Origin of the sequence: Desulfuromonas sp. TF, from assembly GCF_000472285.1 — a bacterium.
Taxonomy (GTDB): Bacteria; Desulfobacterota; Desulfuromonadia; order Desulfuromonadales; family ATBO01; genus ATBO01.
In genome coordinates, this window is record NZ_KI421426.1 from 128,593 (window position 1) to 143,414 (window position 14,822).

At 60.7% G+C, this 14,822-nt stretch carries 12 protein-coding genes; 8 read left to right on the forward strand and 4 right to left on the reverse strand.

Annotation, left to right across the window (positions count from 1 at the left end; all coding sequences use genetic code 11):
• Positions 1 to 227: 227 nt before the first annotated feature.
• Positions 228 to 635: a VOC family protein gene (locus tag DTF_RS0118665; protein WP_027716555.1), complete on the forward strand. Its 408-nt coding sequence runs from the start codon at positions 228 to 230 to the stop codon at positions 633 to 635.
• A 167-nt stretch (positions 636 to 802) separates the two neighbouring features.
• Entirely contained in the window at positions 803 to 3,583 is a 2,781-nt protein-coding gene (locus tag DTF_RS24500; protein WP_081703086.1) for an HAD-IC family P-type ATPase, read from the forward strand.
• Here DTF_RS24500 and DTF_RS0118675 read toward each other — a convergent pair.
• Entirely contained in the window at positions 3,580 to 3,912 is a 333-nt protein-coding gene (locus DTF_RS0118675) for a GYD domain-containing protein (protein ID WP_027716556.1), read from the reverse strand. The two genes, DTF_RS24500 and DTF_RS0118675, sit on opposite strands and share 4 nt — an antisense overlap.
• A 163-nt stretch (positions 3,913 to 4,075) precedes the next feature.
• On the reverse strand, positions 4,076 to 4,792 hold the full coding sequence (locus DTF_RS0118680) for an MBL fold metallo-hydrolase (RefSeq protein ID WP_027716557.1): 717 nt from the start codon (positions 4,790 to 4,792) through the stop codon (positions 4,076 to 4,078).
• Between the two features lie 382 nt (positions 4,793 to 5,174).
• On the opposite strand from DTF_RS0118680, the gene DTF_RS0118685 reads away from it, so the two are divergent.
• The 4 genes from DTF_RS0118685 (at position 5,175) to DTF_RS0118700 (ending at position 9,483) form a co-directional block, all read left to right on the forward strand.
• Entirely contained in the window at positions 5,175 to 5,594 is a 420-nt protein-coding gene (locus DTF_RS0118685; protein WP_027716558.1) for a PaaI family thioesterase, read from the forward strand.
• A gap of 178 nt (positions 5,595 to 5,772) precedes the next feature.
• Positions 5,773 to 6,714: a MoxR family ATPase gene (locus tag DTF_RS0118690; RefSeq protein ID WP_027716559.1), complete on the forward strand. Its 942-nt coding sequence runs from the start codon at positions 5,773 to 5,775 to the stop codon at positions 6,712 to 6,714.
• 32 nt (positions 6,715 to 6,746) lie between these two features.
• Positions 6,747 to 7,580: a DUF58 domain-containing protein gene (locus DTF_RS0118695; RefSeq protein ID WP_051361464.1), complete on the forward strand. Its 834-nt coding sequence runs from the start codon at positions 6,747 to 6,749 to the stop codon at positions 7,578 to 7,580.
• Positions 7,567 to 9,483, forward strand: a complete 1,917-nt coding sequence (locus DTF_RS0118700) for a DUF3488 and transglutaminase-like domain-containing protein (RefSeq protein WP_027716560.1) — start codon at positions 7,567 to 7,569, stop codon at positions 9,481 to 9,483. Before DTF_RS0118695 ends, DTF_RS0118700 begins: the two co-directional genes overlap by 14 nt.
• Before the next feature lie 10 nt (positions 9,484 to 9,493).
• On the opposite strand, the gene DTF_RS25820 is transcribed toward DTF_RS0118700, so the two are convergent.
• Positions 9,494 to 10,840: a GGDEF domain-containing protein gene (locus DTF_RS25820; RefSeq protein ID WP_155890878.1), complete on the reverse strand. Its 1,347-nt coding sequence runs from the start codon at positions 10,838 to 10,840 to the stop codon at positions 9,494 to 9,496.
• A 192-nt stretch (positions 10,841 to 11,032) separates the two neighbouring features.
• Positions 11,033 to 12,322: a polynucleotide adenylyltransferase PcnB gene (pcnB, locus tag DTF_RS0118710; RefSeq protein WP_226989422.1), complete on the reverse strand. Its 1,290-nt coding sequence runs from the start codon at positions 12,320 to 12,322 to the stop codon at positions 11,033 to 11,035.
• Positions 12,323 to 12,545: 223 nt separating this feature from the next.
• Here pcnB and miaA point away from each other — a divergent pair, with 223 nt between their 5' ends.
• Positions 12,546 to 13,457: a tRNA (adenosine(37)-N6)-dimethylallyltransferase MiaA gene (gene miaA, locus DTF_RS0118715; protein ID WP_027716562.1), complete on the forward strand. Its 912-nt coding sequence runs from the start codon at positions 12,546 to 12,548 to the stop codon at positions 13,455 to 13,457.
• Positions 13,454 to 14,767 carry a glycosyltransferase gene (locus DTF_RS24510; RefSeq protein WP_051361466.1) on the forward strand — a complete coding sequence of 438 codons (1,314 nt, stop codon included), beginning with the start codon at positions 13,454 to 13,456 and terminating at the stop codon, positions 14,765 to 14,767. Before miaA ends, DTF_RS24510 begins: the two co-directional genes overlap by 4 nt.
• The last annotated feature ends 55 nt before the right edge of the window (positions 14,768 to 14,822 follow it).

A 14,822-nucleotide genomic window follows, 5' to 3' on the forward strand; every position in this document is an offset into this window, starting at 1 on the left:
GTATGTCGAGGTCCTGAAAAAACGCCGTAACGCCGTAGGGCGGACTTTTTGCGACGCCATCATCCTTGTCTCCCAACAATCAGCATGATTAAATCACGCCCTCAAACTGGAGTCAACTTTCCCGCACTCGCAAAAACTCAGAGGATGCCGCCATCAACTTTCCCGCATCCATTGTCCTTGTCAGGAGGCTGCATGGATGTTAAGAAACCGTAAAGGAGATTTTTGCCATGAACCTGACTCTGACGCTGGCCGTTCGCGACCTGGATCTTACCGCCGAATTCTATGGCGACATCCTGCAGATGACGATCGAGCGCCTTATCCCGGTGCCGGGACATCCTGCCGTTCTGTTTCTCTCCTGCGGCGACGCCTCAGTCCTGTTCCGGGAGTCGGAGACTCTGGAGGCGACACATCCGGCCCTTTTTCAGAACCTCGACCGCCACCCTAAGGGGGTGGGGGTGACTCTTGAATTCTCCCTGAAGGCGCTCGCCCCCCTGGCGAAGAGCATCGACCGCCGTGGACTCCACGTTCTGTATGAACTGGAAGATGAGGAGTTCGGCCGCCGCGAGCTCTGGCTTCATGATCCCGACGGCTACCTGCTGATATTCGCCGAAGAGCCGGACGGCGAAGACCTTTGATCCATTTCGAGGGAAACTCCCCGCCGTCTCCGTCCCAGAACGGGTGCTATACTTGAGTCAGAACCCCGAAGAAAGAGGAGAGTCCGTTCGTAGCGAAGCGTCGCTTATATAAGAAGCCCCGCTTCGTCGGAATAGGGCAAGGGGATGTCCTCGGAGCGGGTGCCGGCATGGAATCAAACACCGGGGAACAACTCGGCCGGCTCGAAGCTGGCGGCGAAGAAGATGCCGGAATCGCCTGGTATGCTCTTGCAATGGAGGAGGTGTTCGAAAAACTCCGGTCCGGTGTTCACGGCCTTCCCCAGGAGCAAGTCCGGGAGAGGCAGCGCGAATTCGGCCCTAACTCCCTGCCGGCGAAAAAAACTCCCGGTCTCGGCATCATCTTTCTGCACCAGTTCCTCAGTCCCCTCATCTACATTCTTCTGGCGGCCGGCACGGTCTCCGTGATCATCGGCGAACTGACCGATGCCGTCTTCATCTTCGCGGTCATCCTCCTCAATGCCACTCTTGGCGCATTCCAGGAATGGAAGGCGGAGAGGAGCGCCGCCGCCCTTCAGCGGCTGCTGAGTATTCATGCCCGGGTCCGAAGACAGGGGGAAGAGGCGGAAATCCCCGCCGAGGAGCTGGTGCCGGGGGATGTGATCCTGCTCGAGTCCGGAAGTCGTGTCCCGGCCGATCTGCGCCTGATCAGCGCCAGGGATTTGTCCATTGACGAGTCCCTGCTGACCGGCGAGTCCCTGCCGGTGAGCAAGAGCGCCCGACTCCTGAGCGGAGAACTCCCCGTAAGCGAGCGCCTCAACATGGCTTTTGCCGCCTCCACCGTGGCGACCGGCCGCAGCACCGGGGTCGTGGTGGCGACGGGCTCTCTCACCGAGGTGGGTCAGATCGCCCGGGCGGTCACCGCCGCCGAGGTGGCAAAGCCTCCCCTGGTGATCCGAATGGAGCGATTCGCCCGGCAGATCAGCTATCTGGTCCTCGGTTTCGTCGCCCTGCTCGCCCTCTTCGCCCATCTCCAGGGAACTCCCTGGCTGGATGTCTTCTTCATGGCGGTCGCCCTGGCCGTTTCTGCCATTCCCGAGGGTCTGCCGGTGGCGATGACGGTGGCCCTGTCCATCGCCACCACCCGCATGGCGCGGCGCAGCGTCATCGTCCGAAAACTTACCGCCGTGGAGGCACTGGGGAGCTGCACCTGCATCGCCAGCGACAAAACCGGGACGCTGACGGTCAACCGGCAGACCGCAAAAGTGATAAGCCTCCCCGGCGGCGAGCTCTTTGCCGTCTCCGGCGAAGGGTATACGGGGGAAGGACGGGTGACCACCCCCGAGGGAATGGAACCGGATCCGGCTGGGAGGGAGGGGCTCAGACGCTTGGCCATGGCGGCCGCCCTCTGCAACGAAGGGAGCCTGGTGTCAAAGAAAGGGGGATGGGAGCATCACGGCGACGCCGTCGATGTCGCTCTTCTCGCCCTGGCGTTTAAAGTCGGTATCATTCCGCCGGCTGAGGCGGCCTGGGCGGAAATCCTCGGCGACATCCCCTTCGAGTCCGAGCGGCGGTATGCGGCCCGGTTTTACCGTCATGAGGGGGGCATCCATGTCGCTGTCAAGGGTGCGGCGGAGGCGGTCCTCCCCTTCTGCGCCATCATGCAGCAGGGGGAGGGGGCTGCCGAACTGGACCTCGAACGGATGGAGCGCCAGGCCCTCGCCCTGGCCGAAGGGGGATACCGGATCATCGCCGTTGCCGATGGACACCTTCCGCCGGAATCCCTCATGAGAGAGCCGCTGGAAGAGAGGATCCCGCCGCTGACTTTTTTGGGTCTGGTCGGCCTCATCGACCCCCTGCGCCCAGAGGCAAGGGAAGCCGTCGAGCGGTGCCGGAGGGCCGGAATAAAGGTGGTCATGGTCACCGGCGATCACCCGACCACCGCTCTCTCCATCGCCCGCGAGCTGTCCATCGCCCGCAGCCGGGAGGATCTCGTCACCGGACAGCAGCTGGCGGACATCGGCTCCGCGGACATTCCACAGTTTCTCGAAACCGTGCGCGGAGCCACGGTCTTCAGCCGGGTCGCTCCTCTGCAGAAGCTGCACATCGTGGAAGCTCTCATCCGTCTCGGTCATTTCGTGGCCGTAACCGGCGACGGGGTCAACGACGCTCCGGCCCTGCGCAGGGCGAACATCGGTGTGGCCATGGGTTCGGGGACCGACGTGGCCAAAGACACGGCCGAGATTCTCGTCACCGACGACAATTTCGCCTCCATCCAGGCCGGAGTGGAGGAGGGACGCTTTGCCTACGACAACGTGCGCAAGGTCGTCTACCTGCTCATCTCCACCGGGGCCGCCGAGATCGTTCTTTTCACCCTGGCCCTCGCCGCGGGACTTCCCCTTCCCCTGCTGGCCGTCCAGCTTCTGTGGCTCAACCTGGTGACCAACGGCATTCAGGACGTGGCCCTGGCCTTCGAGGGAGGAGAGCCGGGGGCCATGGAGAAACCGCCCCGCCCTCCGACGGAGGGGGTTTTCAATCGGCTGATGGTGCAGCAGACGGTCGTCTCCGGGCTGACCATGGGCCTTTTCTCCTTCGCAGCCTGGTGGTGGCTGCTGGAAAACGGCTGGACGGAACCCGAGGCACGCAATATGATCCTGCTGCTCATGGTTCTGTTCGAAAACGTCCACGTCTTCAACTGCCGCTCCGAGCTCGTCTCCGCCTTCAAAGTACCGATCCGCCGCAATCGCATTCTGGTTTTCGGGGTCCTCGCCGCCCAGACGGTGCACATTCTGACCCTGTACACCCCCCTGATGCAGAGAGTTCTCCAGGTGGCGCCCGTCTCCTTAACCTCCTGGGCCATCCTCATCCTGGTGGCTCTTGTGCTTCTGCTGGTGATGGAGCTGTTCAAGATGGCAAAGCGCCTGTTCCTGAAATCCCATCCGCCTGTTACCTGCGATGCGCACGAATGCTAAACGCCTTCCCCCGCCCCCCCGACCTCACCGGCCGGGAGATGGCGAATCATCTCCTTATACTTTTGCCACTCAACGGCAGTCCAGACCTCGGTATGGGCATGGCCATAAGTGCGGATGATCGTTGAGAGCTTCATAGCCGTTTCCAGGTCGGGAGCATTGAAAATATCCAGGTAGTCACACCCGCCGAGGATGGCATAATTGTGCAGCCACTCCACTTGGGGACACTCCGTGCCGACCTGCTCCTTGATTCTGCGTTCCAAGTCCTCCAGGGACTGCGGCGATCGCAGAGCACTCGGGGATAGACGCGTAAGCATAACGAAAGTCGCCATGAGCACCTCCTCTTTATGGACAACGCCGTCGGAACCGCCTTTCTATCCTTTTAGTTCCTCCCGACCAAAGGTCAAGGTGGACCTGCTTCCTTTTTCCGTGAGTTGGTCATTGCCCCTGGTGCGATAGTGAAAGGCCTTGCTTTTGCACATGAACAACAGCCTTTCAGAAACCGCCGAACGGCGGGCCCGCCTCAAACCTGCGCCGCCATTCGAGATAGTCGATAACGTAGTTGTAGCCGCAGACGGTGGTAAGCTTCCGCCCATCCAGAAGCTCGCGGATGCGGCGGCTCCCTTCCATGGTCCGGTCGGCCGGGCCGAAGGGGTTGAGCTTCATGCCATTGCCATCGAGAAAGACGTAGTCGCAGATAAACACCGTTTCCTCGAAGATGTAGAAGGTGAACCCGGGGGTATGCCCGTCGACGTGGAAGGCTTCGATGCCGTCAAGGGTGAAATCCTGTGCAAACGGGTCGTCAAAGGTGAACGGGCGGCAGATTTCATGGCGTGAATCGGCTTGGTGGATGATCACCTTGGCGGCAAAATGCTCCCGGTAGAGGTTGGAGGCGCCGAGAAAATGGTGATGCGTGAACAGGATCATGTCGACTCGCGGCAGCGAGGCGTTGAAGGAAGAAGGGCAGTCGATCCAGCAGGCGCTGTCGCCGGTTTCGATCCGATATGCGGCGTGCTCGAAACCGAGCGCCGGCTGGGAGTTTAGCCGGGTCACCTTCTCGTTGACCGGGGTGGCCACCACCTGGTAGCGCGCCGAGCATTCCTCGGAGGTGAAGAACCGCTCCTTCCGCGCTCCGCAAAAGGGGCAGGTGTCCGGATGGAAACCCACCATGTTGAATCCGCAGACGAGACAGACATACTGCTCCTTTTCCATAACTCTTCCTCATGGGGCGATCGGATTAATGGGGAAAGCCTTCGACATGAGGTCAAGCTTAACGGGGATGAGAAAAATAGCCAGCACCGGTTCCTGTCTTATCCCCTTCTGCCGAGCAACGTCCTTAAGCCTTTGGCAACGCCGACGAGACCTAGGATGACAGTCGCCCCGGCTTATCCACAGCAAACCGCGCCGCCTCCGTCGCCCTCGACATCCCTGCGGGAGAACCTTTCCCTTGACCTGGATGATAGGCGTGGGCTAAATTGACATGGTCTAAGACCGCTGCGTCGCAAGGTACTGACCAGCGGTCTTTTGCTTTCACCGCGGGCGGGTTGAATGGCTATAATCGCGCAGTTTATACACCAATCCGTATGAGGAAACCATGGAAGAGATAAAGCGGTTTTATTCCGCAGAAGATGTGTTCGCCCGCCATAACGGGATGGAACTTCTCGAGGTCGGGTCCGGGCGGGCGAAAGCCTGCATGAGGATTGAGCCGTACCACTTTAATGGAGCCCGAACAGTTCATGGAGGGGCCATCTTTTCTCTTGCCGACTTTGCTTTTGCGGTCGCCTCGAATTCCCATGGTACCCTGGCAATGGCCATAAACGTCAGTATCTCCTTCGTCAAGGCGGTTACCGGCGGGACGCTTTATGCTGAAGCCAAAGAGCAGACACGGAACCCCAAACTGGCCTCCTACTCTGTCCAAATCACCGATGATGCAGGTGCTGTCGTGGCCCTTTTTCAAGGGATGGTTTACCGGAAAAAGGAGTCCGCCATACCGGAGAACTATATTCATAAATAAGACGGCATTCTTTCTGAGAAATTAAGCCAATAACATCAGATAATCAGTTATTCAGATTCAGCAGCCATCCTCCACACAAATTTTTCCTCTGCCCCTGTTACCGTTCCGCTCATTTTTCCATTGGGGTATACTTATCAACAACATCCTCCGGAAACGACTCAAGCGGAAACCTTCGCCAATGAAATTGAAAAAACGCACGGAAATCCTCGGCGTCATCGACACCCTCTCCAGCCGCTATCTCAAGGGGAAGATCCGGGCGCTTAAACTGGCGATGATCACTCTGCTCTCCGGCGGCCACCTCCTGATCGAGGACATTCCCGGACTGGGCAAAACCACCCTGGCTCTGGCCCTCGCGAAAGCCCTGGGCCTCTCCTTCGGACGCATCCAGTGCACCAGCGATCTGCTCCCGTCGGACATCACCGGCCTTTCCATCTTCGATCGGGACGAGAACGGCTTCCGATTCCTCCCGGGCCCCATTTTCAACAACCTGGTCCTGGTGGACGAGATCAACCGGGCCATGCCCAAGACCCAGAGCGCCCTGCTGGAGGCGATGGAAGAGAGGCGGGTGACGGTGGAAGGAACGACCTATCCCCTCCCCGACCCCTTTCTGGTCATCGCGACCCAGAACCCGGTCGAACAGGTCGGAACCTATCCGCTGCCTGAATCCCAGCTCGACCGGTTTCTCATCACCACAGGCATCGGCTACCCCCCCGAAGACATGGAAAAGGCGATTATCCAGGGGGGGAGCATCCGCGAGGAGATCCGGCACATCGAGGCGCTCCTCACCCTTGACGACATCCTGGCAGCCCGGCAGGCGGTAAAGGAAGAGATCTACATCTCGACCAAGATGGTGGATTATATCTTCGGCATCGTCTCCGCCACACGGCAGCACTCTTTCGTTCTTTCCGGTGTTTCCACCCGCGGAGGCATCAGTCTTGCCGCCGCCGCCCGGAGCGCGGCCTACCTGGAGGGACGGGATTATGTCATTCCCGAGGACGTCCAGACGGTCGCCGCCGCGGTGTGTGCCCATCGGCTTATCCTGCAGCCGGAGCAGGAGAGCTTGAGCAAGGAGGAGGTGCTGAAATCAATCGTCAAAAGCGTACCGGTGCCCCGGGTCTGAAGCTGACCCGGGCTGGCGTTCTTTATATAGCGATGACGCTTCTGCTGGGATTCGCCGCGGTCAACACCGGCAACAACCTCCTTTACCTCCTTGTCTCGGCCCTGCTCGGCTTCATGTCCATATCGGGAATTCTCGGCCGCTGGAATCTTGCCGGACTCCGGGTGGACCTCGTGCTCCCCGACGAAATCTATGACGGCGTGGAGACGATGCTGACCGTCCGCTTCGAGAATAGCAAGCGATGGCTTCCCTCCTTTCTCCTGGCCCTGCACCTCCCGGTCGGCCGCACCACGGCCGTCCACATCGCTCGTCGCGATACCGCCAGCGAGACCCTCTACGCCACGTTCCACGGCCGCGGGATTCAGTCCATCGGACAGGGCCGGGTGGAATCCATCTTTCCCATCAACTTCTTTGTCCGCTCCTTTCCGATCCCGGTCGAGCGGAAGATCACCGTCTTCCCCGCCCCACGCTTCTGCCGGAACACGGCCGCCGAAGCCGGCCGCTCCAGGGCCGGCGGCGAATTTCAGGCCGGGCGCAAAGGATACGAGGGGGACATCAGCCGGATTTCCGATTACAGCGGCGGCGAGCCGCTCAAGCTGATCCACTGGAAGCTTTCGGCCCGCCACGGGATGCTGAAGGTCAAGGAGCTTTCCACCGTCACTCGACCACCCGTGGTGCTAGAACTCGCGCATCTGCCGGGAAATCTGGAGGACCGCCTGCGCTGCGCTTCCTATCTGATCGGAAGCTGCCTGCGCGAAAACCGGCCGGTGGGCCTGCGGCTCGGACCCCGGACGCTGCTGCCCCCGGACGTGGGGCGGGGTCACAAACTGCGTCTTCTTACCGAACTGGCGGTTTATGGTCAGCATTAAGGGATCTCTTAACAAACTGAGCTACGCGGCGACCCTCCTCGGCGTCGCGCCTCTCTTCCTCTATCTGGACCCGCCGGCTCAGGTGGCCCTCCCCCTGGCCCTGGCAGCCGCTGTCGCCATCGATCGACATCCGCGCTTTGCGCTGCCCGCTGGCGCGGCAACCATCCTTTCCATCGCCTCTTTTGTCCTCTACGCGTTTCAGATCAGCCGCGATCACCTCGTCGAACCGGCCGTCAATATCCTGGTCCTGCTGCTGGCGGTGCGCCTGGTTACCAAAAAGAGCGGCCGCAACTATTTGCAGATTCTGGTCCTTTCTGTCTTCGCCCTGGCCAGTTCCTCCCTGCTCACCCTTTCGGCGGCGTTCTTTGTCTACCTGGTCCTGCTGGTGATTGTGGTTACCGTGGCCCTGGTGCTGCTCTCCTTTTATTCCGCCGACGAGGGTCTCTCCCTGGGCCGCCGGCAGGCCGCCGCCCTGATCGGCGTGGCCCTGATTCTGCCGGCCGTCTCCCTGCTGCTGATGCTGGCGTTCTTTTTCATCCTGCCGCGGACCCAGCACCCCCTGTGGAACTTCCTCAACCCCGCCGCAACGGCTACGGCCGGCTTCAGCGAGGAGGTCAGCCCGGGCTCCTTCGCCGGCATCGCCTCCGTCGAGGAGACGGCTTTTCGCGTCGAGTCGGAAAAACTGCCGCCGAACGATCTCTACTGGAGGGGGATCGTGCTGAATACTCCCAAGGGAAACACCTGGACCCGGCAGACGCCTCCGAGCCAGGGAAGGGAGAGAATCGTCGGAGGCCGGACGGTCATCCAGACGATCTACCCCGAACCCCGGGCGGAGCGTTATCTTTTCGCCCTCGATCCCCCTGGCGGCCTCGAAGGATTGAGCTTCGCACAGGCAGACGATTTCACCTTCAGAGCCCGCCGCCCTCTCGATCGCCGGGTCAAGTATCTTGCCCGCTCCGCCCCTGGGGGAACGATCGAAATTTTCGGGCCGATCGATCGAGACTTCTATCTCGATGTTCCTCCGGACCTGTCGAGCCGGGTTCGCCAGGCCGCCGGACGCCTTGCCGACGGCGGAAGAAGTGCCGAAGAAAAAATCGCCCGCCTTGAGGAGTTCTTCACCACCCAGGGCCTTTCCTATGCCACGACCGATCTGCCTTCCTCGGATGATCCCGTGGACGAGTTTCTATTCGAGAAAAAAAGGGGATACTGCGAGTTCTTCGCCTCATCTTTCGCCTTGATGCTGCGGATTGCCGGGGTGCCTGCACGACTGGTGGGAGGTTATTACGGCGGAGAATACAATGAGCTGGGGGGGTATTATGTGATCACGGAGGATACGGCCCATGTCTGGGTGGAAGCCCTGGTGGAGAACCGATGGCTGCGGATCGATCCGAGCCGACTGGCACAGAACGCCGACACCTCTCTTCTATCGTTCAGACGAGGGGGATTGAGCATGATCCAGCGCCTGGCGGATGCCGTGGATTACTACTGGAACCGGGCGGTTGTTTCCTACGACCTCGGACAGCAGGTCCAACTGCTGCGGCAGACCGGTGTTCAGCTGCGCCGGATCCAGGGGCCACCGGATCTGAAAAAGGTATTGCCCATCGTGATGATTCTTCTGGCCGGCACAGCCGCGGCGGTTTTCCTCCTCCGTTTCCGTCGTCTCAGCCTGCAAGAGAGGCTCCTGCGGGACTTTCTGCGAAAGGTGCGCAAAAGTCATCACGTCGGGGAGATTCCTCCTTCGGTCGGACTGGAAGAACTGGCAAGACAACTGGATGATCCCGCCTGCCTGGAATTCGTCAAAATATACAACCGCGCGGTTTACCGGGATCGCAAACTGAAGGATGGGGAAGCGGTAAAGCTGCGGGAATTGATCGGGAAAATAGGGGAAAAATCTCGCGGCTAAAGGGCGTTTTTCAGTGGCGGTTCAGGACGGACATACCTGTTTCGTTGGCCTCTCCACGCCCTGCCGCTCGTGATCTGCATACCCGGTTGCGCCCTTCATTCTTGGCCCGATAGAGGGCTTTATCCGCCAGGTTGACCAGATCGTCTCCCGTTTCGGCATCATGGGGGTAGACGGCAAGACCGATGCTGACGGTCAGATTGATTTCCTCCGTTGTGGAGACGGGCACCGGCCGGGCGGCAACCGCCTGGCGGATGCGATCGGCAAAGATCATCGCTTCCGCCCCGGAGGTTTCGGGGAGAATGATGGCGAATTCCTCTCCGCCGTATCGGGCGATTTCATCCACCCGGCGCAATTCCCGGACGAGAAGCCCGGTGACGGCCGTGAGTGCGTGATCTCCGGCCTGATGACCATAGGTGTCGTTGACCTTCTTGAAACAATCGAGATCGAGCATGAGCACGGAGAGGGGATGACGATATCGGCACGCCCTCTCCAATTCCTCCCGCAGGAGCCGGTAAAATTCGCGGTGATTGAACAGCCCGGTCAACGGATCGCGGACGGAAAGTTCCTGAAGAGCCTGGCGTTCCTTGGCCAGTTCCTGCGCCATGGTATTGAAGGCCCGGGTCAGCCCTCCCAGTTCGTCTTCGCGCTGGGACGCGATGCGATAGGAGAAATCGCCCGAGGCGAAGCGGCGCACACCGCTTTCGAGCTGCCGCAAAGGACGGAGTATGGAGCGGGTAAGGAGAAGCCCGATCCCCGCCACCATGGCCAGGCCGATCAGAAAAAGAACGGTATTGAGCCTGGAGATATTCCGCTTGGTCGCGTCGACGGCACTGAGCTGTTCCAGAATTTCGGCCTCAGCCAGGATGTGGGCTTCTTTCAGCAGAAGAACCGCCCGACTCACATGTTCTTCAAAGATTCTGAGGGACGGCGCGGCGAACGGCTTTCCCTCCGGCACGGGAAGAATCTCGCCGAGGTTCTGGCGCCCCTGCTGCCATTCGCGCCAGGCGGCCTTAAATCTTTTCTTTTTCTCCGGATTGGTGAAGGGAAGTTCGCTCCCCCGCGCAAAAGCCTTATCCGTGTCCTCGACCAGGCTGGCAAGGCGTCCGGGCGCACCGGGATCTACCTCCTGGACGGCACGGTGCAGAGAAATCCGCGTCTCCTGAAGGAGAAGCTGAAGCTCTGTCAGCGGCGCCATTTCTCCCAGCGCCTCCTCCACCACTTCGTTGAGAGAGGAGGAGAGAAGTTGAAAGGAAAAATAACTGCCCGCTCCCAGGATGAGGAGCGGCACGAGCATGGCGGCGAGGGCCTCCAGCAGCCGAGCGCTAAGAGAGTGTTTTGGGGAGAAAAATGATTTCACCGCATCGATTCCATGGATACAGATGACCCGGCAGATGAAAAGCCGTTTCAATTCAATATACCAGATTCTTCAGCGACGGCATGAATTCGGAAAAATGGGCGAAAAGAAAGGGAGACGTAATTAGGAGGCTGTCGGACTATCCATGAGCTGGCTGCAAATTCGGCCCGTATAGTCAGACCGCCACCTGGGGGATCAGGAATCTGAAGGTCGGGGGGATGGCTCGCGGCGGGTGTTGCGCCTCGGCCGACGGCGGCGGGAGGTGGATCGTGGTTTTTCCGTCCCTTCGGTGATCCGGGTCAGGGCTTCCCTCCAGGCAGCCGCCAGTTCCCTTTTTTCTCCGGAAAACTCGGCCCAGAGAGAGAAAAGATCCAGGGATTGGGGAGTCATGGGGTGTTGCAGGAACCGGCGCTCCCCCCTGTTGCCCCGGCCCCGACAGAGGCGGAAAAATCCCACCAGCAATTCCCTGGCCTGATGCCGGGTGCCGTGGGCGATATGAAAGTAGCCGCAATGGGGAGAGAGCACCAGACCGGCGATGCGCACCACATCGGAAACGGTGATGTCGCTCTCCGGAGGGCAGGCGCGGCGGAAACGGGCGAGATAAAGGGCCGCCAGGGCGAAATGTTCCTCGATCGGATGGCCGTCGGCCGTACGGGCATCCACCCGGGCCAGCAGATCGAATGTTTCCCGGTCTCCCTCGAAGCCTGCCAGCAGGTGGGGAAGAAGCCCCATCGCCTGGGCGTCGCGCAGGACCGTCGCGGCCACCTTATGGCGGAACAGCTCCATGATCTCTTCGCGAATGCGCGGCGGAGCGGCCTCGGCGATCAGAGGAGCCCGGACATAGATTCCCTCCCGGGTCGCCTCATCCAGAGAGAAACCGAGCCGGGCGGAGAATTCCAGGGCTCTCAGCATCCGCACCGGATCCTCTGTAAAGCGCACCAAGGGATCCCCGATGACGCGCAGCCGCCGCTCCGCCAGATCCTCCAGTCCTCCCACATAATCGATGATCGAAAAGCTGCCGATATCGTAGAAAAGGGCGTTGATGGTGAAGTCGCGCCTAAAGGCATCCTCCTGGGGCGTCCCGAAGATGTTCTCGGCAAAAAAGAAGTGATCCTCCGGATTTTCCGGAAGATCGTCGGGACGGGCCTGGCGGCGAAAGGTGGCCACCTCCACCAGACGGTCGCGGCCGAAGCGGATGTGGGCCAGGCGGAAACGCCGCCCGATCAGGAAACAGTTGCGAAAGAGCTTTTTGATCTGGCTGGGGGTAGCGTCTGTGCCGACGTCGAAATCCTTGGGGGTGCGATCCAGGAGGAGATCGCGAACGCCGCCGCCCACCAGGTAAGCCTTGTGTCCGCTGCGGTGCAGGCGGTACAGGACCTTGAGCGTGTCCTCGTCGATCTTTTTACGGGAGATGGAATGCCCTGAACGCGGCAGTACGACCGGAGAAAGCGGCTCGTGGGAAGTTTCGGATGTGCTTTTCATCATAAGAAAAAGACGCCAACGGCATGGAACGTTTCGCCACCGGAAAGCGGCGGGGATCGAATGCCCATCAATTTAACAAATATGAGAGACAAAGGGAAGCCGGAATGCGCCAAAGTGGTCACGGGGGATTGAATTTAGACGCCAAAATCGCTAAAGTAGCAGCCTGCCCCCTCTCAATAGATGTCCCCTCGGAGCTTTTTACCTTTAATTTTACCCGGACTCGCCCTTGAACCCTGGACCTCATCCAAATCTGCTCGTCATTCTCGGCCCCACCGCCTCTGGCAAGACTCGTCTGGGCGTCCAGGCAGCCAGAGAGGTCGGCGGTGAGATCCTCTCCGCCGACTCCCGCCAGGTTTACCGGGGGATGGATCTCGGCACCGGCAAGGATCTGGCGGAGTATGGCGAGGTCCCTTACCATCTGATCGACATCGTCGATCCAGGGTACGAATTCAGCGTCTTCGAGTTCCAGAGACGCTTCTTCGACACCTTTATTGAGATCCGCAGGCGAGGCCGATTTCCCCTTTTGGTCGGGGGGACGGGGCTGTATCTGGATGCGGTCCTCAAGGGATACCGCCTTGTCGAAGTTCCGGAAAACCCGGAGTTGAGAAGTGAGCTGGCCGGACTGAGCCAGGACGCGCTGGCCGCCCTCCTGCTCAGACTCCGTCCCGCAATGCACAACACCACCGACCTGACCGACCGGGAGCGACTGGTGCGCGCCATCGAGATCGCCGAGGGAGAAGCGGCTGCCGGAGCCGACCTCCCTCCATTGCCCTCCCTCCGGCCGCTGGTCTTCGGCATCCGCTGGGAGCGGCAAACGCTGCGGCAGCGCATCACAGCCCGTCTGAAGGAGAGGCTCGAGCAGGGCCTGATCGAGGAGGTTGCCGGACTGCACGGGGAAGGGGTGCCCTGGGCGACCCTGGAATTCTACGGGCTGGAGTACCGCTTCGTCGCACAGCACCTCCAGGGGAAGCTCAATCGCAACGACATGTTCCAGAAGTTGAACAGCGCCATTCACGACTTCGCCAAACGCCAGGAGACCTGGTTTCGCCGGATGGAGCGGCATGGGACGGAGATCCGATGGGTGGACGGCGAAGGGGAGCCGCTGGGGGAGATCTTGCACGTCATGGGGACCCGATGAACTGCGACCTGCCGGCATGCCTTCCATCCGGAATTGCCAGGTATCTCGCGACCCGCTTCGCCGCCGGCCCCTGGAAAATTGAAGGGTGCGGCCGCGGCGGCTTTTCCGGGGCGGTGGTCATCCCCGCCCTGGCCGAGGAGGACAGCCTCTTTGGCACCCTGCACAGCCTGGAGCGGAACCCGCCCGAGCTTTTATCCCGCTTTCTTGTGCTGGTGGTCGTCAATCACCGCGCCGATGCCGAAGAGTCGGACAAGGAGTCCAACCTGAGGACGCTGCGTAAGCTTTCCGGCGCACCCTTTCCCGCGATTCGACTCGCCTGGATCGATGCCTCCTCGAAGGGGCTGGAGCTGCCGGACCGCACGGGCGGGGTGGGCCTGGCCCGCAAGATCGGCTTCGATCTGGCCCTGGGCCGCCTGGACTATTCCGGAGCCCCGCCGCTGCTGGTCGCCCTCGATGCCGACACTCTGGTGCGCCCCGATTATCTTGCAGTTCTTCTCCGTCATTTCGAGACGGCCGCAGAAGGCGGCGCAGTCATTCCCTTCCGGCACCAAAAGGGAGAGACGCAGGAAGAGAACCTGGCCATCGAGCAGTACGAACTCTTCCTTCGCCATTACGTTCTGGGGCTCTCCCTCGCGGGGTCTCCCTATGCATTTCATACCGTCGGCAGCGCTATGGCCTGCCGGGCCGATGCTTATGTCCGGGCCGGGGGAATGAACCTCCGCCGGGCCGGTGAGGACTTCTATTTTCTTCAGCAACTGGCAAAGACCTCCGGCGTCTCGGGTCTCACGGGGACGGAGGTGTACCCCTCGGCCCGCCCCTCCCATCGCGTCCCCTTCGGAACCGGGCGCTCCATTGCCCGCATGCTGGCCGGAGAGAAAGGCGCCGTGAGCTTTTACCGCCCTGAATGTTTTCGCCTTCTCGGTGCGTGGCTGAGCCTCGCCGCGCGGGAGTGGCGAACCCCGGGATTCGCCGTTCTGGATAAAGCACTCGATCTGTCCGCATCCTTGGCCGACTACCTGAACCTTCTTGATTTTACCGTAGTTTGGGATCGGCTGCGAAGAAACCACCGGACCCGGGAGGCGTTTATGTCCGGGTTTCACGGCTGGTTCGATGCCTTTAAAACACTGAGGTTCATTCACCATCTCTGCGCCGGGCCCCATCCGAGGTCAGGACCGGAAGACGCCCTCCCCCGGCTGCTGGATTGGGCGCAACTGGAGGGGAACGGCGACGCGGCACTGCACCTCTCACGGCTTCGGGAATACCAGAGGGGAGGAGATTTTGCAAAAAGCTTCTTATATGGGTCGGATTAATTGTGATAGGATAGCCCTGCGGACCAGCGGCGGGGCAGGTTGCGGTTCAGAAAAA

What these genes read in the sequence shown, in the direction of transcription:
- DTF_RS0118665 (WP_027716555.1), top strand. Translation starts at nt 228, where the DNA reads ATGAACCTGACTCTGACGCTGGCCGTTCGCGACCTGGATCTTACCGCC.
- DTF_RS24500 (WP_081703086.1), top strand. Translation starts at nt 803, where the DNA reads ATGGAATCAAACACCGGGGAACAACTCGGCCGGCTCGAAGCTGGCGGC.
- DTF_RS0118675 (WP_027716556.1), bottom strand. Translation starts at nt 3,912, where the DNA reads ATGGCGACTTTCGTTATGCTTACGCGTCTATCCCCGAGTGCTCTGCGA.
- DTF_RS0118680 (WP_027716557.1), bottom strand. Translation starts at nt 4,792, where the DNA reads ATGGAAAAGGAGCAGTATGTCTGTCTCGTCTGCGGATTCAACATGGTG.
- DTF_RS0118685 (WP_027716558.1), top strand. Translation starts at nt 5,175, where the DNA reads ATGGAAGAGATAAAGCGGTTTTATTCCGCAGAAGATGTGTTCGCCCGC.
- DTF_RS0118690 (WP_027716559.1), top strand. Translation starts at nt 5,773, where the DNA reads ATGAAATTGAAAAAACGCACGGAAATCCTCGGCGTCATCGACACCCTC.
- DTF_RS0118695 (WP_051361464.1), top strand. Translation starts at nt 6,747, where the DNA reads ATGACGCTTCTGCTGGGATTCGCCGCGGTCAACACCGGCAACAACCTC.
- DTF_RS0118700 (WP_027716560.1), top strand. Translation starts at nt 7,567, where the DNA reads ATGGTCAGCATTAAGGGATCTCTTAACAAACTGAGCTACGCGGCGACC.
- pcnB (WP_226989422.1), bottom strand. Translation starts at nt 12,322, where the DNA reads ATGATGAAAAGCACATCCGAAACTTCCCACGAGCCGCTTTCTCCGGTC.
- DTF_RS24510 (WP_051361466.1), top strand. Translation starts at nt 13,454, where the DNA reads ATGAACTGCGACCTGCCGGCATGCCTTCCATCCGGAATTGCCAGGTAT.